At 67.8% G+C, this 20,861-nt stretch carries 25 protein-coding genes and 1 pseudogene; 20 read left to right on the top strand and 6 right to left on the bottom strand.

Features of this window, described 5'->3' with window-relative positions; all coding sequences use genetic code 11:
• Window positions 1-2: 2 nt before the first annotated feature.
• Together P0D77_RS10785 and tmcA are read right to left on the bottom strand one after the other, a co-directional pair.
• On the bottom strand, window positions 3-494 hold the full coding sequence (locus P0D77_RS10785; RefSeq protein ID WP_277553078.1) for a DUF456 domain-containing protein: 492 nt from the start codon (window positions 492-494) through the stop codon (window positions 3-5).
• Between the two features lie 79 nt (window positions 495-573).
• Window positions 574-2,841 (bottom strand): tRNA(Met) cytidine acetyltransferase TmcA, encoded by a 2,268-nt coding sequence (gene tmcA / locus P0D77_RS10780; protein WP_277553077.1) that lies wholly within the window; start codon window positions 2,839-2,841, stop codon window positions 574-576.
• Window positions 2,842-2,964: 123 nt separating this feature from the next.
• Between tmcA and P0D77_RS10775 the strand changes: the two genes are divergently transcribed.
• From P0D77_RS10775 to P0D77_RS10750, 6 genes are all read left to right on the top strand, one after another.
• Window positions 2,965-3,294 carry a 4Fe-4S dicluster domain-containing protein gene (locus P0D77_RS10775; protein WP_277555788.1) on the top strand — a complete coding sequence of 110 codons (330 nt, stop codon included), beginning with the start codon at window positions 2,965-2,967 and terminating at the stop codon, window positions 3,292-3,294.
• A gap of 114 nt (window positions 3,295-3,408) precedes the next feature.
• The gene (locus P0D77_RS10770) at window positions 3,409-4,260 is read left to right on the top strand and encodes an electron transfer flavoprotein subunit beta/FixA family protein (RefSeq protein WP_277553075.1); all 852 of its coding nucleotides are present in this window, start codon (window positions 3,409-3,411) and stop codon (window positions 4,258-4,260) included.
• 2 nt (window positions 4,261-4,262) lie between these two features.
• Window positions 4,263-6,014, top strand: coding sequence for an electron transfer flavoprotein subunit alpha/FixB family protein (locus P0D77_RS10765; protein ID WP_277553074.1), 1,752 nt, complete (start codon window positions 4,263-4,265; stop codon window positions 6,012-6,014).
• Entirely contained in the window at window positions 6,007-7,707 is a 1,701-nt protein-coding gene (locus tag P0D77_RS10760) for an FAD-dependent monooxygenase (protein WP_277553073.1), read from the top strand. The genes P0D77_RS10765 and P0D77_RS10760 overlap by 8 nt, the downstream gene beginning before the upstream one ends.
• A gap of 4 nt (window positions 7,708-7,711) precedes the next feature.
• Window positions 7,712-8,104, top strand: coding sequence for a DUF8055 family protein (locus tag P0D77_RS10755; RefSeq protein ID WP_277553072.1), 393 nt, complete (start codon window positions 7,712-7,714; stop codon window positions 8,102-8,104).
• A 92-nt stretch (window positions 8,105-8,196) separates the two neighbouring features.
• Window positions 8,197-8,931, top strand: a complete 735-nt coding sequence (locus P0D77_RS10750; protein WP_277553071.1) for a GNAT family N-acetyltransferase — start codon at window positions 8,197-8,199, stop codon at window positions 8,929-8,931.
• Between the two features lie 7 nt (window positions 8,932-8,938).
• Here P0D77_RS10750 and P0D77_RS10745 read toward each other — a convergent pair whose 3' ends face one another.
• Window positions 8,939-9,103, bottom strand: a complete 165-nt coding sequence (locus P0D77_RS10745) for a DUF8014 family protein (protein ID WP_277553070.1) — start codon at window positions 9,101-9,103, stop codon at window positions 8,939-8,941.
• A 98-nt stretch (window positions 9,104-9,201) separates the two neighbouring features.
• On the opposite strand from P0D77_RS10745, the gene P0D77_RS10740 reads away from it, so the two are divergent.
• The 13 genes and pseudogenes from P0D77_RS10740 (at window position 9,202) to P0D77_RS10680 (ending at window position 16,907) form a co-directional block, all read left to right on the top strand.
• Window positions 9,202-9,891 (top strand): cyclase family protein, encoded by a 690-nt coding sequence (locus P0D77_RS10740; RefSeq protein ID WP_277553069.1) that lies wholly within the window; start codon window positions 9,202-9,204, stop codon window positions 9,889-9,891.
• A gap of 195 nt (window positions 9,892-10,086) precedes the next feature.
• Window positions 10,087-10,449: a 50S ribosomal protein L7Ae gene (gene rpl7ae, locus P0D77_RS10735; RefSeq protein ID WP_277553068.1), complete on the top strand. Its 363-nt coding sequence runs from the start codon at window positions 10,087-10,089 to the stop codon at window positions 10,447-10,449.
• Between the two features lie 6 nt (window positions 10,450-10,455).
• Complete coding sequence (locus P0D77_RS10730; protein ID WP_073309789.1) at window positions 10,456-10,680, top strand: 30S ribosomal protein S28e; 225 nt, start codon at window positions 10,456-10,458, stop codon at window positions 10,678-10,680.
• Between the two features lie 3 nt (window positions 10,681-10,683).
• Window positions 10,684-10,854, top strand: a pseudogene (locus P0D77_RS10725) (50S ribosomal protein L24e); the annotation flags it as partial.
• 2 nt (window positions 10,855-10,856) lie between these two features.
• Complete coding sequence (ndk, locus tag P0D77_RS10720) at window positions 10,857-11,336, top strand: nucleoside-diphosphate kinase (RefSeq protein ID WP_277553067.1); 480 nt, start codon at window positions 10,857-10,859, stop codon at window positions 11,334-11,336.
• 114 nt (window positions 11,337-11,450) lie between these two features.
• Window positions 11,451-11,657, top strand: a complete 207-nt coding sequence (locus P0D77_RS10715; protein ID WP_277553066.1) for a TOBE domain-containing protein — start codon at window positions 11,451-11,453, stop codon at window positions 11,655-11,657.
• 59 nt (window positions 11,658-11,716) lie between these two features.
• Window positions 11,717-11,998 carry a DUF6199 family natural product biosynthesis protein gene (locus P0D77_RS10710; RefSeq protein ID WP_277553065.1) on the top strand — a complete coding sequence of 94 codons (282 nt, stop codon included), beginning with the start codon at window positions 11,717-11,719 and terminating at the stop codon, window positions 11,996-11,998.
• Between the two features lie 66 nt (window positions 11,999-12,064).
• Window positions 12,065-13,057: a 2-phospho-L-lactate transferase gene (cofD, locus tag P0D77_RS10705; protein WP_277553064.1), complete on the top strand. Its 993-nt coding sequence runs from the start codon at window positions 12,065-12,067 to the stop codon at window positions 13,055-13,057.
• Window positions 13,054-13,887 carry a tRNA-dihydrouridine synthase gene (locus tag P0D77_RS10700; protein ID WP_277553063.1) on the top strand — a complete coding sequence of 278 codons (834 nt, stop codon included), beginning with the start codon at window positions 13,054-13,056 and terminating at the stop codon, window positions 13,885-13,887. Before cofD ends, P0D77_RS10700 begins: the two co-directional genes overlap by 4 nt.
• A complete protein-coding gene (locus P0D77_RS10695) occupies window positions 13,884-14,765 on the top strand; it encodes a triphosphoribosyl-dephospho-CoA synthase (protein WP_277553062.1) in 882 nt (293 codons plus the stop codon). The genes P0D77_RS10700 and P0D77_RS10695 overlap by 4 nt, the downstream gene beginning before the upstream one ends.
• A complete protein-coding gene (locus tag P0D77_RS10690) occupies window positions 14,762-15,409 on the top strand; it encodes a DUF447 domain-containing protein (protein ID WP_277553061.1) in 648 nt (215 codons plus the stop codon). Before P0D77_RS10695 ends, P0D77_RS10690 begins: the two co-directional genes overlap by 4 nt.
• A 67-nt stretch (window positions 15,410-15,476) precedes the next feature.
• Window positions 15,477-15,671: a 30S ribosomal protein S17e gene (locus P0D77_RS10685; protein WP_277553060.1), complete on the top strand. Its 195-nt coding sequence runs from the start codon at window positions 15,477-15,479 to the stop codon at window positions 15,669-15,671.
• 132 nt (window positions 15,672-15,803) lie between these two features.
• Window positions 15,804-16,907: a DUF63 family protein gene (locus P0D77_RS10680; protein ID WP_277553059.1), complete on the top strand. Its 1,104-nt coding sequence runs from the start codon at window positions 15,804-15,806 to the stop codon at window positions 16,905-16,907.
• Window positions 16,908-16,983: 76 nt separating this feature from the next.
• Here the strand turns inward: P0D77_RS10680 and P0D77_RS10675 are convergent, their stop codons facing one another.
• Window positions 16,984-17,355, bottom strand: a complete 372-nt coding sequence (locus tag P0D77_RS10675) for a nuclear transport factor 2 family protein (RefSeq protein ID WP_277553058.1) — start codon at window positions 17,353-17,355, stop codon at window positions 16,984-16,986.
• A 103-nt stretch (window positions 17,356-17,458) separates the two neighbouring features.
• Window positions 17,459-19,309, bottom strand: coding sequence for an acetyl-CoA carboxylase biotin carboxylase subunit (locus P0D77_RS10670; protein WP_277553057.1), 1,851 nt, complete (start codon window positions 19,307-19,309; stop codon window positions 17,459-17,461).
• Window positions 19,310-19,428: 119 nt separating this feature from the next.
• On the opposite strand from P0D77_RS10670, the gene P0D77_RS10665 reads away from it, so the two are divergent.
• A complete protein-coding gene (locus tag P0D77_RS10665; RefSeq protein ID WP_277553056.1) occupies window positions 19,429-20,097 on the top strand; it encodes a glycerophosphodiester phosphodiesterase in 669 nt (222 codons plus the stop codon).
• Between the two features lie 46 nt (window positions 20,098-20,143).
• On the opposite strand, the gene P0D77_RS10660 is transcribed toward P0D77_RS10665, so the two are convergent.
• The gene (locus tag P0D77_RS10660) at window positions 20,144-20,806 is read right to left on the bottom strand and encodes a helix-turn-helix domain-containing protein (RefSeq protein WP_277553055.1); all 663 of its coding nucleotides are present in this window, start codon (window positions 20,804-20,806) and stop codon (window positions 20,144-20,146) included.
• Between the last annotated feature and the right edge of the window lie 55 nt (window positions 20,807-20,861).

Raw genomic sequence — 20,861 nt, 5'->3', positions numbered from 1 at the left:
GCCTACACCACGAACACGACGACGAGGAAGCCGATGAGGATAGACAGCGTCAGCGCGAACTGGGCGACCGTCGACGCCAGGAGACCGGCGACGGTGTACACCGCTGCACGCGCGGCCGCTTCCGGTTCCTTTCCGGCGTACAGTTCTGCGCCGAGGACGGTCAGCGCCGTGCCGACGACGATGCCGAGCGGTCCCAACACGAAGAACAACACCAGCGAGGCGACCGCCGCGAGGATCATCGTCGACGTCTCCGCGCCGCCGGCTTTCGACGCCAGCGCGCCGCTCAAATGCTCGACTGCGACCGTCGCTACCGCTACGCCCGCGAGGACAAGAAACGCCAGCAGTCCGAGTCGCGGCCCCTCGGACGGGCCGGCGAAGAAGTACAGGGCGACGCCGACGAGCGACAGACCACCGGCAGGCACCATCGGCAACACGCTGCCGACGATACCGCCGAGGAGGAAGGCGAGCGCCGCCAGCGTCACAAGCTCGACCATACACCGTACACGGTCACAGCGGGCATTAAGTCAGCGCTCGCGAGCGTCGTGACCCCGCCCCGCCGTTCTCGACGGCCGCCTACGTGTACCGCTCGCGTTCCGCGACGGCTGACTCGTCGCCGTAGCGGTCGACCAACGGCTGAAGTGCGCGACCGAGGCTCCGCATACACTCGGCGGTCGAAACGTAGTCGAGTTCGTCGGTGACGGCTTCCCAGTCGTGTGCCTGCAACACCTTCCGCACGAGGAGTCGCTCCGCCCGCGACGACAGGTCGGCGTCGCCGTCGAGGAGGTGCGCCAGCGCGAGACGACGGAACGGCCGCGGGGCCATATCCGCGAGGCCGGGGCCGTACGCGGCCGCGACCGCCAGTCGCCACTCGTACGCCGAGCAGTCGACCACCGGGTCGCCGGCGGCGTCACAGGCGGCCACCGCCCCGCGGACGACGTCCGGGTCCAGATCCGAGAGTGCGTCCGACAGCACCGCACCGATTCGCTCGCGGAACCACCGTGCGTGGCGGTTGGCGAACGCACGCCCCTCGTCGCTCGTGGGTTCGACCATCAGCGCCGAGTGCTCGCCGCTGGCGGCGTTGCGCGTCGTCGCGAGGTGGACGGTTCGGTAGCCGTTGTCGGCCCAGAAGTCGAGCAACGCCGGGGTCGCACCGAATCCCGTCCCGAGGTAGTCGACCTCGCTCCCGAGTTCGTTGTGGACCTCCCGAAGCAGTCGAGAGCCGAGGCCGCGCCGCCGGACCGCGTCGTGGGTCGCGATGCGCATCACACGATAGCCGACGGGTGCGGCGGCGTCCGGGTCGCGAAGTTGACTCGTCAGCACGTCGGGGAGCATGTTTCCACGGACGCGTTCGCCGTCGTACATCGCCGCCCTGGTGTCGGCGTCGAGACCGCCCTCCCGCGCGAGCAACGCCACCGAGACGACGTGCCCCTCGTGCGTCAGCGCGCGCACGGAGAGATTCGGCGCGTCGAGGAGTCGTGCGAGGTCGTCCGGTTCGGTTCGGTAGTGAGCGAGGACGAGGAGGCCGAACGCCTCCGACAGCAGGTGTTCGTCTGCGAGGAGGTCGTCCGCCGAGAGTTCTCGATACGACACCGACTCGGGCGTCGCGTCCGCGACCGCGGCGTCGACGGGCGGGCGAGCGTCGAGCAACAGCGCCCGAAACGACCACGACTCCACAGGGTCGCCGCGAGCGTATCGGATCGGGTCGTCCATCCGCACGTCGACCACGTCGCGGTCGGAGTCGTCGAGGGTGTCGCGGAAGCGCACGGAAAATCCCCGTCCCGCCCCCTCGTAGCCGTGGACGGTCGTGACGAACGCCGCCGCAGGCGCGTCGAGCAGCCCCGTGAGCAGTTCGACCGGGAGCGCCGCCGCCTCGTCGGCGATGACGACGTCGACCGACGCTGCTTCGGCGACGGCGTCGACCGGCGAGCGATAGCGGACCCGACCGGTCACGTTCGAGCAGCCACCATCGTCCCGTTCGCCCCCGATCTGAATCGTGTGCTCGTCGTCCGCGACGGTCGCGATGCCGAGCGTCGCGAGTAGTGCGCGGGCACGCTCGAACAGCGCCGCCGCGCCGTCGACGCTCGGCGCGGTCACGACCACGTCTCGCCCCTCGGCGGCGAGTGTGGCGGCCGCGAGACCCGCCGCGCTGGATTTCCCGCGCCCTCTGTCGGCTTCGACGACGACCGCCGACCCGGGGTTGCGGAGGCGTTCGAGCGACGACAGCGCCCGCGACTGGTCGCGCGTGAGACACGCCTCGTACGCCTCGCGTGGGAACGCCGCAGCGGCGGGGACGTGCGGAGACGGCGCTGTTGGTGAGGCGTCGTCGCCGGTGCGGCCGTCACGCTCGACTGTCTCGCTGTCGAGGTCGACGAGTGCGACGCCGGGGTGGTCGCGGAGCGTCGAGCAGAGTCGGCTGCGGAATCGCCCGCCGACGTCGTCCAACTCGAACGGCGGAACCGCCAGCGACTCGTCGAAGTCGTCTCGACGGTCAGGCCACTCGGCGAGTGGCGGCACGAGCAGCACGTACAGACCGCCGCCGTCGACCGCGCCCACCGACTTTCCGACGGCGTTGGGTGAAAACTCCGCGAACGCGTCGAGGACGACGACTTCGCGTGTCGTTCCGAGCAGTCGCCCGGCGTGTTTCGGGCGATAGCGCTCGAAGCGGAACCCCTCGCGGGTCGACAGCAGCGTCACGTCGTCGTCAGCGACGCCCGCGGCGTCGACGACGCTGAACGCCGCGTCGATGCAGTCGTCGCGTGTCCCCTGCAACACGAGCAGTCGCCGCTGGTCGAGACGACGTGCCTCCTTGCGAAGGGCCTGCGTCAGGCCCGTGAGATCCATAGCTCTCGGTCGGACGGCCCGCCGTTTGGGCTTTCCGCACGCGGTTGCGGCCGCCGACTCCCACGGTCGTCCAAACGTGGGGCACGGTTATTACGGCATATGTTGACTGTTGACACGATACCGATGGCTATCGATCCCGACTTCGAGACGGAGCGTGAACGCGTCGACGACCACGACGGGCACGCGGTGTGGGGTCCCGTCGACGAACCGGAGCGACTCGGCATCCACGGGACACACGTCGCCGTCGACTTCGACATCTGCCTGGCCGACGGAGCGTGTCTGTCGGACTGCCCCGTGGACGTGTTCGAGTGGGTCGACACGCCGGGACACCCGGAGAGCGAACTGAAGGCCGACCCGGCCCACGAGGATCAGTGTATCGACTGTATGATCTGCGTCGACGTCTGTCCGGTGGACGCTATCGACGTGGACCCCGGTCGCGCCGGACGACTCTGATCGATCACCAAACGTCATTTTCGGGCTATCAGGCGGCCCTACAGTGCATTTCGCGTTCTGACATTCTGAGGAAACGCTATATCTGTGACCTCCGACATTTGTACCGAGTTACCAATGCACACAGTCGTGCTGACCAAGGGCGTCCCCGACTTCCGGGAGGGGAAGGTGTCGTTCGACGAGGAGGGCCACCTCGAACGTGGAAACACCCCGACGGTGATGAACCCGAACGACGAACACGCGCTTCGCGCGGCGTTGCAACTACGGGTTCGACACGGCGGGCGAACGAGCGTGGTGAGTATGGGTCCACCGGGGTACGAGTCGGTGTTGCAGGAGGCGATGGAGTCGGTGTACGCCGACGACTGCTACCTCGTCTCCGACCGCGAGTTCGCCGCCGCCGACACGTGGGCGACCGCCATCACGCTCGCGACGGCCATCGAGCGACTCGGCACACCCGACGTGGTTCTGGCCGGGTTCAAGACGGCGGACGGCGAGACAGGCCACACCGGCCTCCAGACGTGTTGGTGTCTGGATATCCCCATCGTCACTCACGTCGTCGCACTCGACGCCGACCCCGACGCTGGAACGCTGCGGGCGAAACGACTCGTCGAGGGTGACCACACCGAGATAGAGACGGTGGAGGCGTCGCTCCCGGCCGTCGTCGTCGCTGATCCCGAGTTCCAACCGTCGTATCGAACGGCGCGGGACCGACTGGAGCGCAAGCGACTGCGGGCCGACGCCCGGGAGCGAGCGGCGTCTATCGACGACCACGTCACCGTCTGGGACCACACCGACCTGAACCTCGACCCCGACTACGTCGGACTCGACGGGTCGCCGACTATCGTCTCGTCGGTCGATCCGATCCCACGCGCGCCGGCAGAGCGTGAGGCGACTGTCGTCGACCTGGCCGACGACGAGGCGTTCGCGGCGGTTACGGACGAACTGTCGCCGTTCACCGGAGGTGCGTGACGATGCCCGACATCGACCCCGGCGAGTTCGACATCGCCGAACTCGGGCCGAAGGTGCGGGCTATCGACGACACCGCCGAGTTGGAGGCGCTACTGGCGGCCGAACGAGATGGTCGTGACCGCGACGCAGTGATCACGGTGATCCAGAGCCGTCTGGAAGCGGTCGCCGCCGAGGAGGACGACACGGGTGATGACGAAGACGCAACCGGCGACGTCGACCTCGCCGAGATGAGCCTCGCGGAGATTGGCAATCGCCTCCGTGAGATCGACGACCCAGCGCACCTGCGGTCGCTCCGCGACGAGGAGCAATCCGGCGAGAACCGCGACACAGTGGTCCGACTCATCGAGCGGCGACTCGACTCGGTCGACGACTCGGAGGACGGCGTGAGCGATGAGGGAACAGAGCGTGCGTCGCCCGAGGAGCGCCACCCGGACCTCGACCACCCGACCGCCGACAAGCGCCACGTCAGGGCCCTCCCCGACGGGACCTTCGGCGATATGTGGGTGTACTGCGAGACGCAAGCGGGTTACCTCCTCTCCGTCTCGCGAGAACTGCTCGGGAAGGCGCGGGACCTGACGGACGAGTACAACGAGGCGTACGTCGGCGCGGACGACGACCCGGAGCGAGTCGTCGCGGTCCTCATCGGCGACGACGTGGCGCGCCACGCCGACGAGTGCATCGCCTGCGGTGCGGACGTCGTCGTCTACCACGAGGACGAACGCCTCTCCCGGTTCCTCCACAAGCCCTACACCGAACTATTCGCAGATATGGCTCGCTGGGGCGCGGTGACGCCCGCACGTAGCGAGGACCGGGAGCCGTCTCCGCCCCGCGACGCCGACTGGCGCGACTACGACGAACCGCGGTACGTGCTGTTTCCGGCGACGAACAACGGTCGCGACCTCTCCGCGCAGGTACAGGCAGAACTCGATTCCGGGTTGGCGTCCGACTGCTCGGGCCTGTTCATCGAGGACGCCCGCATCTCGAATCCGGTGAAGACAGGCGAGGCGGGGTCACAACGCACCTTCGAGCGCGTATTACACATGAAACGCCCCGACTTCTCGGGGTTCGAGTACTCGACCATCCTCTGTCTGGACAACCCCGACCGCGAGTTCCACCCGCAGGGCGGGTCGGTGATTCCGGGAAGTTTCGAGGTGCCCGACCCGGATCCGACCCGCGAGGGCCTCGTCGTCGAACACGACTTGCCCCTCGACGACGACTGGTTCCGCGTCCAGGTCACCGACTTCGACCGCCTCGACAGCGGCGTCGACCTCTCGGGCCACGACGTGGTGGTGGCCGTCGGACGCGGCATCGGCACGAACCCGACCCGCGGGGTCGAACTCGCAGTCGACCTCGCGGCGGCGTTCGAAGACGCCGACGTGGGCGTCTCTCGCGGCATCGTCACCGGGTCGTACGAGTTCGCGGGCCACGTCGAACAGTACACCCACGAGGACCGGCAGATCGGTGAGACGGGGCAGGTGGTCAAGCCCACGGTGTACATCGCCGCCGGCATCTCCGGGGCGGTCCAGCACAAGGTCGGGTGTGACGAGGCCGACACCATCATCGCCATCAACACCGACCCGGAAGCGCGAATCCGCGACTGGTGTGACTACTTCATCGAGGGCGACCTCTTCGAAGTGCTGCCCCGACTCACGGAGGCGGTAGCCACCACCGACCGTGGTGCGGCGGCGGTGGCTGATGGCGGTGCCGCGACACCGACAACCGATTCGGCCGACGGAGGTGACGACGATGAGTGACGTGAGCGAACTCGGATTCGACCGCGGCGACGTCGAGGGCGAGTCGTTCGAGGCGGTCGTCGTCGGTGCCGGCCCCGCCGGCGCGGCGGCCGCGGCCGTCCTCGCCGACAACGGCGTCGAGACGCTCGTGGTAGAGCGTGGGGTGGAGGCAGGGTCGAAGAACGTCTCCGGCGGCCTCCTGTACGCAGAGGAGTCCGCACCGTTCACGCTCGACCGCCTGTTCGACGGCTTCCGCGAGGCGGCGACGGAACGGCCCGTCACCCGGAACTATATGGACACGCTCGCGGGCGACCGGATCCACACTGTCGACCTTCAGCGCGTCCACGACCACGACACGGCGTGGTGTGACGCCGTGTTACGCCGGCGGATGGACTCGTGGCTCGCCGAGCGAGTTCACGAGCGGACGGCAGCGGCCGGCGGCGGCCTCCTCACTGAAGTCCACGTCAACGGTCTACTCCGTGAGAACGGCGACATCGTGGGCGTCACCTGCGACGAACTCGATCCGATTCGAGCAGACGTGGTCATCGCTGCCGACGGCGTGAACAGCGAACTCGCACGGGAGGCCGGCCTGATGGACTGGGACGACCCCAAGGAGTTCTTCCAAGGCGTGAAGGCCGTCGTCGACGTGCCGCCCGACGTCATCGCGGAGCGGTTCGACATCGGCGACGACGAGGGGGTGGCTCGACTGTTCGCGGGCGACCTCTTCGAGGACGTCCGCGGCGGCGGCTTCCTGTACACGAACCGGGACTCGCTGTCCATCGGGACTGTGTTCCACCTCGACAGTCTCGTGGCGCGGCAGGCCGAACCACAAGAACTGCTCGACGCACTCCTCACGCACCCGCATCTCGGCCAGTGGCTCCCCGACGAGTACGCCGAGCGAGAGTACTCCGCGAAACTCGTCCCCGACGCGAAGCGGGCGGCCCACCCGTCTCCGCACCGCGGCCGACTGCTGCTCGTCGGCGACGCTGCCGGACAGATGCAGGCACAGGGACCGATCATCAAGGGGATGAACCACGCCGTCACGGCGGGCGGCCTCGCCGCAGAGGCGTTCATCGAGGCGCGAAACCGCCGTGACACTGGCTCTGCGGGCGAGCGATACGAGCGGAAACTCCACGACTCGGGTCTGTACGCGACGTTGCGCCCGCGACGCTATCGGGCGCTCGGGCGTGCGGGCGAACACGACTTGGTGTCCGACGCGGTCGAACGCGTCGCCGAGTCACGGGTCGGTCGTCTCGGCGTTCGACTGGCCGCGCCGGTGGTCGAGCGAGCATTCAACTCACCGTTCCTGCTCGGGGCGCTGCCGGACACGAACGCGGCGTACTCCACCGTCCCCGTCGTGTTGGCGGAGGAACTCGGCACGCGCGTCACCAGCGAGAACGACGCGACGCCGCCGTCGCTGGAGGAGCGCATCGGGTCGCTCACCTACGACACCGACATCGGTAACCCCCACATCCACCTCGTGGACGACTCCGTCGAAGCCAGCGGGGACGCCGTGACCGCCTGCCCGGTCAGCGCCCGCGACTTCGGTGGCGGCTGTTACCGCGAGGAGGTCGTCGCCTCGAACGGCGAGCAGCGTCGCGCCGTCAGCCTCGACACCCAGCCGTGCGTCGAGTGTGGGACGTGTGCCGTCGTCGCGGCGACCGAGTGGCGACACCCGAGCGGCGGGAAAGGCGTCCAGTTCGATGAGGGGTGACCCCGTGAGCGACGCCGAAACCCTCGCGACACGCGCGGCGCGAGCGGCGCGCGCCAGCGAGCGTGCGGGCGTCACCGACCCGCCCGCCGACGCCGCGGCCCGCCGTGCCGCACGCGACGGCCTCGGCCCCGTCGTCGCGTGCTACATCGAGGCGCGCGTGAGCGAGGAGGAGAGAGTCCAGCCCCGAGACCTCGACTTACTCAACCGGGCGACGGAAGACTGGCTGGCCGTGTACGCGAGGCACCTCGGCGTCGACTGTGCGCCGTCGGTGCCCGTCAGGGTCGCGGCGGAGACGCTGCTGGACACTCGAAACATCGTTTCCGTCGCGCGTGTTCTCACAGGCGTCCCCGCGCGACAGGATCCGACTGTGACCGACTCCGCACCGAAACAGGAGTGACACCAGCGTGCACTTATTCTGACCAGAAACGAGATGTCTCGGGTACGTAGGCGCGACGCACGGTTAAGTGTTGCTATGTGGTATCATTGCACATGGAGCTAACCGAGAAGCTGACCTTCACCCACGACGACCGGCGCGACCTGTACGAGTACGTCGAGGAGCACGGGAACGTCCACGAACGAGACGTTCGACGCGCGCTCAATATGGACCGGACCGCGTTCGGCCACCACGTGACAGCGCTGGTCCGCGACGGGTATCTCACCTGGGAAGACGACCGACTGAGCGTCGCGTACGCCGAGGAAGACGCCACCGCGTACACGGCGAACGGTATCGAGTACGTCGTCCGAATGGCGGCACAACCAGACTTGGGTGGCCTCGTGTCAGCAATCCGCGCGGTCGCGGGCGAGGGGAGGTACATCGAGGCGGAGACGGTCGCAGACGTCATCGAACACGACGAGGTCATCCTCCGCCACAACGACGTGCGGTCGCGACTGTTCCTGGTCGCCGCCGTCGACGACGACGTGATCGGATGGGTCCACCTCGACTTACCCGAGGCCGAGAAACTGAGCCACACCGCCGTCCTCACAGTCGGACTCATCCCGGAGTACCGCGGGAAGGGGATCGGGGCGACCCTCCTAGAGGAGGGTGAGGCGTGGGCGAGCGACCACGACTTCGAGAAACTGTACAACAGCGTTCCTGCGACGAACGAGGGAGCCATCGGCTTCCTCGAATCCCACGGCTGGGAACGAGAGGCCGTCCGCGAGGACCACTACAGGATGGACGGCGAGTACGTCGACGAGGTGATGCTGGCGAAGCGCCTCGCGTAACCCTTCGCTACGGCCACTCGGCCTCGTGTCCCGGGAGCGGTTCGGCGACGACGCCGTCACGCTGGACGAGCGCCCGCGCGTGGGCGACACAGACGTCTCGGTCTGTGTCCCACGGGACGTGGAGTCGCACCGCCGCTCGCTCCGCACAGTTCTCTTCGGCACACTCCGTCATCTCGGTCGACGCTTCGTTTCCCGACCGATTGAGTCCACCGCTGACAGCGCGCCGCTAGCCGTCGCCACGTTCACGGGTCCGCGCTGCGCTCCTCCGGTATGGACCCCGTCGACCTGACCCACCGTGTCGAGTCGGGGATGCCGGTGTACCCCGGTGACCCCGCGGTCTCGCTCGAACCGCACGCGACGATGGACGCCGACGGCTACCGCGTCACGCGCCTCTCGCTGGGCACGCACGCCGGCACGCACGTCGACGCACCCGCACACACCGAACCGGACGGCGCGACGCTCGACGAGTTCGCCGTCGAGGAGTTCCGCTTCGATGCCACCTTCGTTGACCTCGCTGGCCTCGACGCCCGCGAACCGATCACACCGGAGATGCTCCCCGAGGGCGTCGACGACGTGGAGGCCGGTACTGGCGTCGACGGTGCGGCGGACGGCCTCGACACTGACTTACTCGTGATCCGGACCGGATGGGGAGAGTACTGGGGCGACCAGCGGTACCTCGACCACCCGTACCTGACGCCTGCGGCGGCGCGACGGATCGCGGCGGCAGGGTGTTCGGTCGGCCTGGACACGCTGAACCCAGACCCCACGCCGACAGACCGGGCGGGGACAGACGAACCAGACGGCGTTCCCGCACATCGGGAACTCCTCGGGAGCGGGAACCTCGTGTTCGAGAACCTCCGGCTGTCGACAGGCCTACCGGAGCAGTTCGTGGTGCGGGCGTATCCGCTCCGTGTCGACGCCGACGGCGCGCCCGTTCGTGCAGTCGCAGCGTCGGAGTGAGCGACGGCGACGGCTCCGAAGAGTGAGTCCAACTCCCGTGTCCCGCCGTCACACGGCCAGGATGCATTGAACACGTTTATACGGCCATCCCAACTATCGTTGCAGTACGACCTGCTCGGGGTCGTGACCCGCTCCGTCGTCAGGGACTTACGACCGGCGGAGGTGTCGAGCCACCGAGCGGGAAGCCACACAACCATGTCAGTCTACGTCGACTACGAAACCCCTGCGGACCTCGCGGAACGAAGCCTCGACGCGCTCGAGGTAGCCCGCGACACCGGCATCGTCAAGAAAGGAACCAACGAGACGACCAAGGCGGTCGAGCGCGGCAACGCCACGCTCGTGTACATCGCCGAGGACGTCGAGCCCGAAGAGATCGTGATGCACCTCCCCGAACTGTGCGAGGAGAAGGGCATCTCCTACGTCTTCATCGAGACGCAGGACGATGTCGGCCACGCGGCTGGCCTCGAAGTCGGTTCGGCGGCCGCCGCCGTCACCGAGGCTGGCGAGGCCGAGGAGGACATCGAGGACATCGCGGGTAAGGTCGAGGAACTGCGGTAAGCCACCATGTCCGCTGAAGAGCAAGAGAGCGGCTCCACGTCTGCCGAGGTCGTCGAGATCGTCGGCAAGACCGGGATGCACGGCGAGGCCATGCAGGTCAAGTGCCGCATCCAGGAGGGCGAAAACCAGGGCCGTATCATCACGCGGAACGTCCTGGGTCCCGTCCGGATGGGGGACATCCTCCAACTGCGCGAGACCCAGCGCGACGCCGACTCCATCGGAGGTCAGTAAGCAATGCCCCAGCAACGAGACTGTGACTACTGCGGCGCAGACATCGAGCCCGGCACGGGCACGATGTTCGTGAGCGTCGACGGCAGCGTCACGCACTTCTGTTCGTCGAAGTGCGAGAAGAACGCGGATCTGGGTCGTGAAGCACGCGACCAGAACTGGACAGAGGCGGGTCGCGAATGAGCCACCACGACGAGCGCACGTTCGTGATGGTCAAGCCCGACGGCGTCCAGCGCGGCCTCATCGGGGACATCGTCTCCCGCTTCGAGGAGCGCGGCCTGAAACTCGTCGGTGCGAAATTTATGCAGATCGACGAGGACCTGGCCCACGAGCACTACGGCGAGCACGAAGGCAAGCCGTTCTTCGAGGGTCTCGTCGAGTTCATCACCTCCGGTCCCGTCTTCGCGATGGTCTGGGAGGGCGCGGACGCCACGCGGCAGGTCCGCAAGATGATGGGCGAGACCGACCCTGCCGACTCCGCCCCCGGCACGATCCGTGGCGACTACGGCCTCGACTTGGGCCACAACGTCATCCACGGCTCCGACCACGAGGACGAGGGCGCGAACGAACGTGAGATCGACCTGTTCTTCGACGACGAGGAACTGGTCGACTGGGACCTCGGCACCGCAGAGTGGGTGTACGAGGACGAGTCGCACTGAGCGACGTCGACTCACACGCTACCGACTTCGACTTCTTCGACGGACTGCAGCCGTGAGCGACGCGTACACACGACTCAGTCCAGATTTATGTCGCTCGCACGCGATGTCTGTAGTATGACGCTCAGTGCGCGAAACAGTCTGCACGGTACCATCAGCAGCATCGATGTCGACGGCCTGACCGCCGAAGTGACGATCGAACTCGGTGACGGCCAACACGTCACGTCGATCATCACCGCCAACTCCGTCGACCGCCTCGGTCTCGAGGAGGGGATGGAGGCGTCGGCGGTGATCAAAGCGACCGAAGTAATGATCGACGCGTAGGCACTCCGCCGCGCTACTGCAACCACGTCCTTTTGTTCACCCGACACGTACCTCCGTCTGTGAAACAGCGCGCATCCTCTCTGACGACGGTCGTGTTCGGCCTTGCCGGCGCCGCGTTCCCGAAGCAGACCATCGACTACACCAAGCGCCTCCTCCTCGCGGGCTACGAGAACCCCGAAGACCTAGAGCCGAGCGACTGGTACGTGTCGCTCACGCGGTGGGTGTCGCTGCTCGTCGCCGTCGGCGCACTCGTGGAGTTCCTCGTCGACCGCCGCGACGCCGCGAAACGGCTCCAGGGGGAGTCGAAAGCGACGGCAGACGGCGACGACGCCGACGAGTGACACACCGCTCGACGTGTCGACCGCCGTAACGACAGCATACAAATCGCCGCCCGTGTAAGCGGGGGTATGGTTACGTTCCTCGCCGGCGGCACCGGCACGCCCAAACTCCTCGACGGTGCCGCCGACGTGTTCGCTCCCGAGTCGACGACCGTCGTCGGCAACACCGGCGACGACGTCGAACTCGGCGGCCACCTCGTGTGCCCCGACGTCGACACCGTCCTCTTTCACGGCGGCGGCGTCATCGACCGCGAGCGCTGGTGGGGCATCGCCGACGACACCACCGAGACCCACGAGGAACTGATGGCGTTGGCCGACGCCGCTGGTCTCGACGGCGGCCCGCGCTACCTCGCAGACGACGCCCAGACCGCCGGCCGCGACATCGCTCGCTGGCGGCGCTTCTCTGGCGTCGCGGAGTTTATGCAGATCGGCGACCGCGACCGCGCGGTCCACGTCACCCGAACCTCACTCCTCGACGAGGGGTACACGCTCACCGAGGTCACCCGGACGCTCGCCGAGGCGTTCGACCTCGATATCGACCTGATCCCGATGAGCGACGACCCCGTGGCGACCATCGTCCACACCGAAGACGGGTCGATGCACTTTCAGGAGTACTGGGTCGCGAATCGCGCAGAGCCGGGCGTCGAAGACGTGGAGTTCCGCGGCGGCGACGACGCATCCCCGACCGACGCCGTCCGCGACGCCCTGACAGACGACGTGGTGATCGGTCCCTCCAACCCTGTCACCAGCATCGGCCCGATGCTCGCACTCGACGGCGTGCGCGAGGCACTTCACGAGACGACGGTGGTCGCCGTCTCGCCGTTCGTCGAGGATCGAGTGTTCTCCGGGCCCGCCGCCGACCTGATGCGCGGCGTCGGCCGCGACCCCTCGACCGCGGGCGTCGCCGACGCTTACCCGTTCGCCGACGCGTTCGTCCTCGACGACGAGGACGGAACCAACCTCGACCGACCGACCGTGCGGACGGACACCCGCATCGACGACGCCGCCGACGCCGAACGCGTCGCCCGCGCGTGTCGACGGGCGCTGGAGGTGGCCGAGTGACCGACGGCGAGGACGAGTTGCGCGCGACTGCGGCCGACCTCGCAATCGATCCGCCACTCGCGCTGGCGAGTCTCTCCGGCGAGGCCGACGCCGAGTGGGCCGTGCGCGGGGCCGAGTTCGCGGGCGCGGCGTTCATCGGCGGAATCGCGCTGGACGAGCGGAGTAGAGCGGCCGCCCGCGCGACCGTCCGCGACCGCGACCGCTCGGAGTTCCTCCCCGACGACCCGTTCGCGTGGATGGACGCGCAACTGACCACGCTCGCCGACGTGAACCTCCGTGTGGGTGTCAACGTCCGCGCGACGAGCGTCGCCGCCATCCGAGCGGCCGCGAGGGTCTGTGGCGACCACGGTGCGATCCTCGAAGTGAACGCACACTGCAGACAGGCGGAACTGTGCGAAGTCGGCTGTGGCGAGTCGCTCCTGCGCGACACCGACCGCCTGTGCGAGTACGTCGCCGTGGCTGCAGACGCGGGCGCGGACGTGTCCGTGAAAGTGCGTGCGGAGGTGGACGGCGTCGATCTCCGAGAGACTGCACGCGCACTGCGTGACGCTGGCGGTGACGCGATACACGTCGACGCGATGGACAGCGAGGGCGTCGTCGGCGCAGTGAAGGCGGCAGCACCCGGTCTCGTCGTCGTCGCCAACAACGGCGTCCGCGACCGTGCGACGGTCCGGGAGTACCTCGCTGCAGGCGCGGACGCGGTGAGCGTCGGTCGGCCGAGCGACGACCCGCGCGTCCTCGCGCGCGTCGCCGACGCGGTCGCGGAGTGGACAGACGACGCCGCCAGCGACGAGGATACGACGGCAGCGCCGACGGAGGTGTCGCAGTGACGGACCAAGCTCCGACCCACGAACTGCCCGAACGGGGCCCGGCGGCGAACGCCGAACTCGCCCTCCTGTTGGAGGTCGCTGGAACGCCCAAGCCGGGGAACGTCGACCGCCACCGCGACCTCGCCGACCTCCGATTCGAACACTTCCTCGCGGGGGCGGTGGGAGCGCGACTGGGCCTCGACCGCGCCGCCGCGGGCGACCCGGTTGGCGAGGCGTTCGAGACGGCCGTCGCGGGGATGAGCCAGCAGTCTGGTGGCAACACGCAGTTCGGCTGTCTCCTGTTGCTGATTCCGCTCGTCCGCGCGGCCGCCGCCGGCGACTGTACACGCGAGGGAGTTCGTGAGGTGTGCGAAGCGACGACCGTCGACGACGCCGCCGGCTTCTACCGCGCGTTCGAACACGTCGACGTTGCGGTGGCCGACCCGCCCGAGGAGATGGATGCCCTCGACGTGCGCCGCGGCGCGGACGCGGTGCCGACGCTCCGCGAGTGTGATCTCACGCTGTTCGACGTGATGGAGGCGTCGGCGTCTCCCGGCGACGGACACGGGAGCGACGCGAACGCCCGCGAGTGGGTCGATGGGTTCCCTCGAACGTTCCGCGCGGCCGAGGCAATTCGTGCCGACGAGGGGCCGATTGCCGACCGTGCCGCGCGCGCGTTCCTCGAGTTACTCGCGGAGGAACCCGACACGCTCGTCGCGACCAACCACGGCCGGGAAGTCGCACGCGAAGTGTGCGACCGGGCCGCAAGTGTCGACTCGCTCGCGGCGGCAGAGGAGTGGGCCGCGGAGTTGGTCGACCGCGGCATCAACCCGGGGACGACCGCCGACCTGACGGCGGCAGCGCTGTTCGTCGCACTCGAACGCGGGGTGGACGTGTGAGCGACGACGCCCGAGACGACGGCGGGAAATCGACCGAGTGGCCAGTGGCACTGCGCGGCGTCACCGAGTCGGTGGTGGCGACGTTCGGGCCGAACGACCGCTGGAATATCGCCGCACTGGGCTTACACGCGCCCGAACACGAGGACAGGCCCGCCGACGCGCCCGTCCGCGCTCGGACGTGGGGGCGCACCCGGACCTGGCGTAACTTCCGTGAGCGCGGCGGCGGCGTCGTCCAGTTCCCGACCGACCCGCGCGAGTTCGTCGACGCCGCCGTGACGGTTCGCGAGGAGGACACACCGGTGCTCGACTCCGCGGACGCGTGGGCGGAGGTCGACGCCGAGCGCGTCGCGTCTGGTGAGCGCGGCGGGACACAGTGGGTCGACTGGCACCTCCACGTCCAAGAATCGGCCGTGGAGCGAACCGGCGTGCGGACGATCAATCGCGGCTTCGGCGCGGTCGTCGACGCGACGGTCGCTGCCTCGCGCCTCGACGTCCCCACGTACGACACCGAGATACTGCTCGACAGACTGGCGTACTTCGCGGACGTGGTCGACCGCTGTGGCGGGCCCGCAGAACGTGAGGCGTTCGCGACGCTGACCGAGGTGAGTGGGTGGCGCGAGTACGTCGACGGCGACGAGCGGTGACCGACCGGCAGGTGGCTCGTCGCACGGGAACGAACGCTTTTAGTTCGCGTTTCGTGTACTGCCCACTATGGCTATCAAACCCAAGTACGTCAAGCAGCTCGCCACCCTGCTGCTGGAGAAGTACCCCGACTCGTTCAACACGGACTTCGAGACGAACAAGGAGAACGTCGAGAAACTGACCAACGTCGAGTCGAAGGGGGTTCGCAACCGCATCGCAGGCTACATCACGCGAAAGAAGGCCAGCGCTGCGGCCGCGGCGTAATCGAGGAATTCGAGTTCTCAGACGACGCCCACTTCGTGAGCGAGAGCACCGTCCTCCGTCGCGCCGGTCGTGGCGTGCAATGGTCGCACACGCAACCGACACCTTGAACGACGAGGCCCGCCGCTCACCGGTATGTCGACTACCTCGCTTGCCGACCGACTCGGGACCTCCCCGGAGCGGGCGTATCTCGGGGGCGTCACGGCGGCCGTCGTCGCCCTCGTCGCCGGCATCCTGGCGTTCCCCGAGAGAGTGTACGACGAGTTCGTCTGGCACTACTTCTGGGGGCCCGTGCAGGCGGACGCCAACTCCGCGGTCTGTGCGATCCGACCTGGTAGCACCGTCGAGTACCTCTACTCCAGCGCCGAGTGTGCCGCCGCCGCTGAACCAGTGGCGTTCCCCGGCTACACGCTCGTCTCGGAGGTCGGGTACGTCGTCGTCCTCCTCGTGGCGCTGTCGGGCGTCGTCCTCCTCCTCCGCCGTCTCGACATCGCCCGGACGACCGACTTCTTCCTCGCACTCGTCCCGTTTTTCTTCTTCGGGGGGGCGCTTCGCGTCGTCGAGGACGCAGACAACGCGATGGAAGCGGTGCTGTTCGGCTACCCGCTGAACACGCTGCTCATCAGTCCGATCATCTACTTCACCGTCTTCGCCATCACGCTCGCGGCGGTGGTGGTCGCGGTCGTCGCCGACAGAGAGGGAGTGATCGACGGCATCGAACGGCCGATGCTGTGGGTCGGGATCGCGCTGAACGTCGTCACCGTCGGCTTCCTCGCGGCACTCGCGGCCGCCCCGGACAACCCGGTGGTGTTCTACCCGCAGGTCATCACGGTCATCCTCGTCGGCACGCTCATCGCGACGGCGGCGACGTGGTACGTGACTCGCGCGGCCGCGCCGTGGGTCCACTCGGGAACCGGACTCGCGGGCATCGTCGTCATCGGCGCGCACGCCCTCGACGGCGTCGCGAACGTCATCGGCCTCGACTACATGGTCGCTCTCGGCGCGGGGCCGAACCTCGTCCCCAAACACCCGGTGAACCAGTTCATCGTCGACACCGCGGGCGCGGCGTGGCCGTTCCTCGTCGTGAAACTCGTCGCCGCGGTGTTCGTCCTCGCCATCTTCGACGACACACTGTTCGAGGACTCTCCGCGCTACGCGGTCCTCCTCCTCATCGCCGTCACCGCCGTCGGGATGGGGCCGGGGACGCGCGACATGCTCCGGGCGACGTTCGGTATCTGAGCGCAGGACCCGTCGCTGTGTGGTTCGGGAGCGTCTGCGTCTGAAAAGAGGGACTGGTGTCCTGGTCGCTGTCGCGTCAGTTCTTCGGCGTCACCTTCGCGCCGAGCGTCTGCGTCTGTATCTTCCCGTCGCGAATGACGAACGTGTCTGTGGCGAACTCGTAGGTGTTCTCGGGCGTCTCCGCGTGCCAGCAGATGTACGCGATGTCGTCTTCGATGACCTCCTCGTCCTGCGTGAACTCGACGTTCGACTGCTCGAACTCCGCGAACAGCGCGGAGAACAGCGATTTGATCTCGTCGAGACCGTGGAACGTCCCAGCCGTGTTCGTGACGACGACTGAATCCTCCGTGTAGTCCTCGAGCATCGCCGTCATATCCTGGTCCATGAACGCGTCGAGGTGGTGGTTGAGCACGGACTGCGTCGTGGTGGGGTCGCTGGTAGTTGCCATTGTAACCACTATACCTGTACTTCGAGTGACGGAATATCGGTAGTGTCCAGATCCAGACGACTCGACACACGACTGCGTCGAATGCCGTCGCGGTGCGTCCCAGTTACTCCAGGACGACGAGCACGTCGCCCATATCGACGGAGTCGCCCTCGCCGACGAGGACCTGACTCACCGTGCCGCCCTTGTCCGCGACGACATCGTTCTCCATCTTCATCGCCTCGAGGACGCACACCACGTCGCCCGAGGTGACTTCGTCGCCTTCCGCGACGTTTACCGAGAGGATGGTGCCCTGCATCTCGGCTTCGATGGTCTCGCCGTCGCCCTCGACGACGACCTCGTCGGTGCCGTCGTCTTCCGCGACGTCGGGACGCTCCATCTGGCCGGATCCACCGCCGCCGTTCGGCGTCGGGATGGCCGGCGCACCACGCTCTTCGAGGCTGACCTCGAAGCGCTTACCGTTCACCTCGACGGTGAACTCGCGTTCGGTCGACTCCTCACCGTCGCCAGTGCTCGCGTCGCCGGTGCCCCATTTCTCCTGCGCCTCGGCGAACTTCGAGCGGTCGGCCTCCTCGTCGAGGTACTTCGTCGTGTGCGTGCCGTCGACGAAGCGGTCGTCGGTCAGCATCAGACGGTGGAACGGGATGATCGTGACGACGCCCTCGACGCCGTACTCGGCGAGTGCACGGCGCGACCGGGCGATACACTCCGCGCGGTCGGAGCCGTGGACGATCAACTTCGCGATCATCGAGTCGTAGTCCGTCACGATGTCGTCGCCCTGGCGGAGGGCGTCGTCGAGACGCACGCCGATGCCGCCCGGCGGGTCGTACGTCTCCAGACTGCCCTTGTTGGCGGGCGCGAAGTCGTTGGCGGCGTTCTCCGCGTTGATGCGGAACTCCATCGCGTGGCCCGTCAGTTCCACGTCGTCTTGGGAGAACCCGATCTCCTCGCCCATCGCGACGCGCAACTGTTCTTTGACGATGTCGATGCCGGTCAACTCCTCGGTGACGGTGTGTTCGACCTGGATGCGCGTGTTGACTTCGAGGAAGTAGAAGTTCGCGTCGGCACCCAGCGGTTCTTCGGGGTCGCGGTCGAGGTCCTCCTCGACCAGGAACTCGACGGTCCCCGCGTTGGTGTAGTCGGCCGCGCGGACACCGCGGCGGGCCGCCTCACCGATCTGCTCGCGAAGGTCGTCCGAGAGCGCGGGCGATGGCCCCTCCTCGATGACCTTCTGGTGGCGGCGCTGGAGCGAACAGTCACGCTCGCCGAGGTGGCGGACGTTGCCGTGTTCGTCGGCGACGATCTGTACCTCGATGTGGCGCGGGTTCTCCAGATACCGTTCGAGGTAGACGGAGTCGTTCGAGAAGTACGCCTCGCCCTCGCGTTTCGCAGACTGCAACTGGTCGGCCGCCTCGTCGGCCGACTCGACGACCTTCATCCCGCGGCCGCCGCCGCCACCCTCCGCTTTGATCGCGACGGGGTAGCCGTACTCGTCGCCGAAGTCGGTCACTTCCTCGGATTCGGTGACGGGGTCAGTGGTTCCGGGGACGATGGGCACGTCCGCACCGTCCATAATCTTGCGCGCTTTCGTCTTCTCCCCGAGCGACTCCATCGCCTCGCTGTCGGGGCCGACCCAAGTGACGCCCTCGGCGTCGGCCACCTTCGCGGCGAAGTCGGCGTTCTCCGCGAGGAAGCCGTAGCCGGGGTGGATGGCGTCTGCTCCGGCTTTCTGTGCGGCCTCGATGATCGCGTCCTGGTCGAGATACGAGTCGGCCGCACGGGCGGGGCCGACGTTGTACGCCTCGTCGGCGTAGCGGACGTGCCCGCCGTGTTTGTCGGCCTCTGAGTAGACGGCGACCGTCTCGATGCCGAGTTCCTCACAGGCGCGCATCACGCGCACCGCGATCTCGCCGCGGTTGGCGACGAGCACCTTGTCGAACCCCTGGGTTCCGGTCATTCTTGGGAGGGTGTTCCGCAGGCCCACTACTCAAACCGTCGGTTCCGAACGGTCGATCATCATACCGACCAGCGGTTGCGGGCGTACAGTTACATACCAGTCAGAGACTAGTCGTACCTGTGCGCGTGATCGCCCACCGCGGGTGTCCGGACCTGTACCCCGAGAACACCGTCGCCGCCTTCCGGAACGCGAGCGGCCGGTGTGACTGGGTCGAGTTCGACGTCCGCCGGTGCGGGTCGGGCGAACCGATCGTCTTCCACGACGAGACGCTCGACCGACTCCTCGGCGTCGACGCCCGCGTGGACGAGACCAGCCTCGCACAGATTCGAGCCCTGCGAGTGGATGACTCCGACGAACGGGTGCCGACGCTCCCGGAGGCGTTCATCTCCGTCCCGTCGGACGCGACGGTCAACGTCGAACTCAAGACGACGGGCCTGGTGGACGCGGTCGCCGAGACGGCGGACGCCGTCGACAACGAAACGGTCGTCTCGTCGTTCTCCGCGGCCGCGCTCCGGGAGATGGCGGCGTCTGATCTACCCTTGGCACCGATCGTCGCCGACGCCGACGGCTGGGCGGATACGCTGACGCTCGCAGCGGAACTCGGTGCCGAGTACGTCCATCCACACTACGACGTCGTCCTTATGGACCCGGAGCGGGTCGCTCAGGCACACGACCGCGGACTCGAAGTCAACGCCTGGACCCTCCGTTCGGCAGACCCGTTCGACCGACTCCGCGAGGTGGGCGTCGATGGGGTGTTCGTCGACCACCCCGAATACGGGGGCCGCTGAGCGGCGACTGCGAGAACGAACGGCGACGGTGACAGCGGGCCGCAGTTCACTCGGCACCGAGCGCGTCGGCAACGAGGGCTCGTTCGGCTTTTCGGAGGTGTGCGGAGGCAGTCGCGCGGGCACACCCCAGTCGATCCGCGACTGAATCGAGCGACGCCTCCCGAGGTACCTCGTAGTAGCCGGCGTCGAACGCGACCGCCAGGACCTCGCGCTGCCGGGCGGTGAGTCTCGACACCGCCGACCCGAGGCGGTGGTCCAGTTCGCCGACGCTGTGGACCGTCGGGGTCAGCCCCTCCGGCAGGTCCGCAAGCGCGTCGCGCAGCGCCACCGCCGAGCCGACGACCCGGAGACGCATCCGTCCCGCCGAGTCGTAGCTGACGGGCAACGTCACGACGAGCCCTCGTTCGGCGAACGCCGCCCGCCACGCTACGTCCGCCGGGCGCGTCTCCTGAACCACGAACGAGTGGAAGCGGTCGTCGCCGACCTGTGCAAGCCGGAACTCCGCGACGGAGTCGACGGTGCTTATGGCCTTCCGGTAGCGGTCGACGTCTCCCTCGACGAAGAACAGCGCGTACTCGACGTCGCGCTCGGGTACCCGTTGCCACGCGAGCAGTTCCTCCCGGTCGACGGCGTCGGTCTCGGCGATGAACTGCTGCATCGGATGCCGGCTTTCGGGCGGTTGGTCGATGGTCACGTCGAGGTACCGCATCGGTTCGAACCGCGTCGGCCTTATTTAAATAGGCGACGCTGTTCGTGCTAAATTC

Source organism: Halobaculum limi, from assembly GCF_029490015.1.
Classification (GTDB): Archaea; Halobacteriota; Halobacteria; order Halobacteriales; family Haloferacaceae; genus Halobaculum; species Halobaculum limi.
This window is presented reverse-complemented; position numbering and strand designations above follow the sequence as displayed.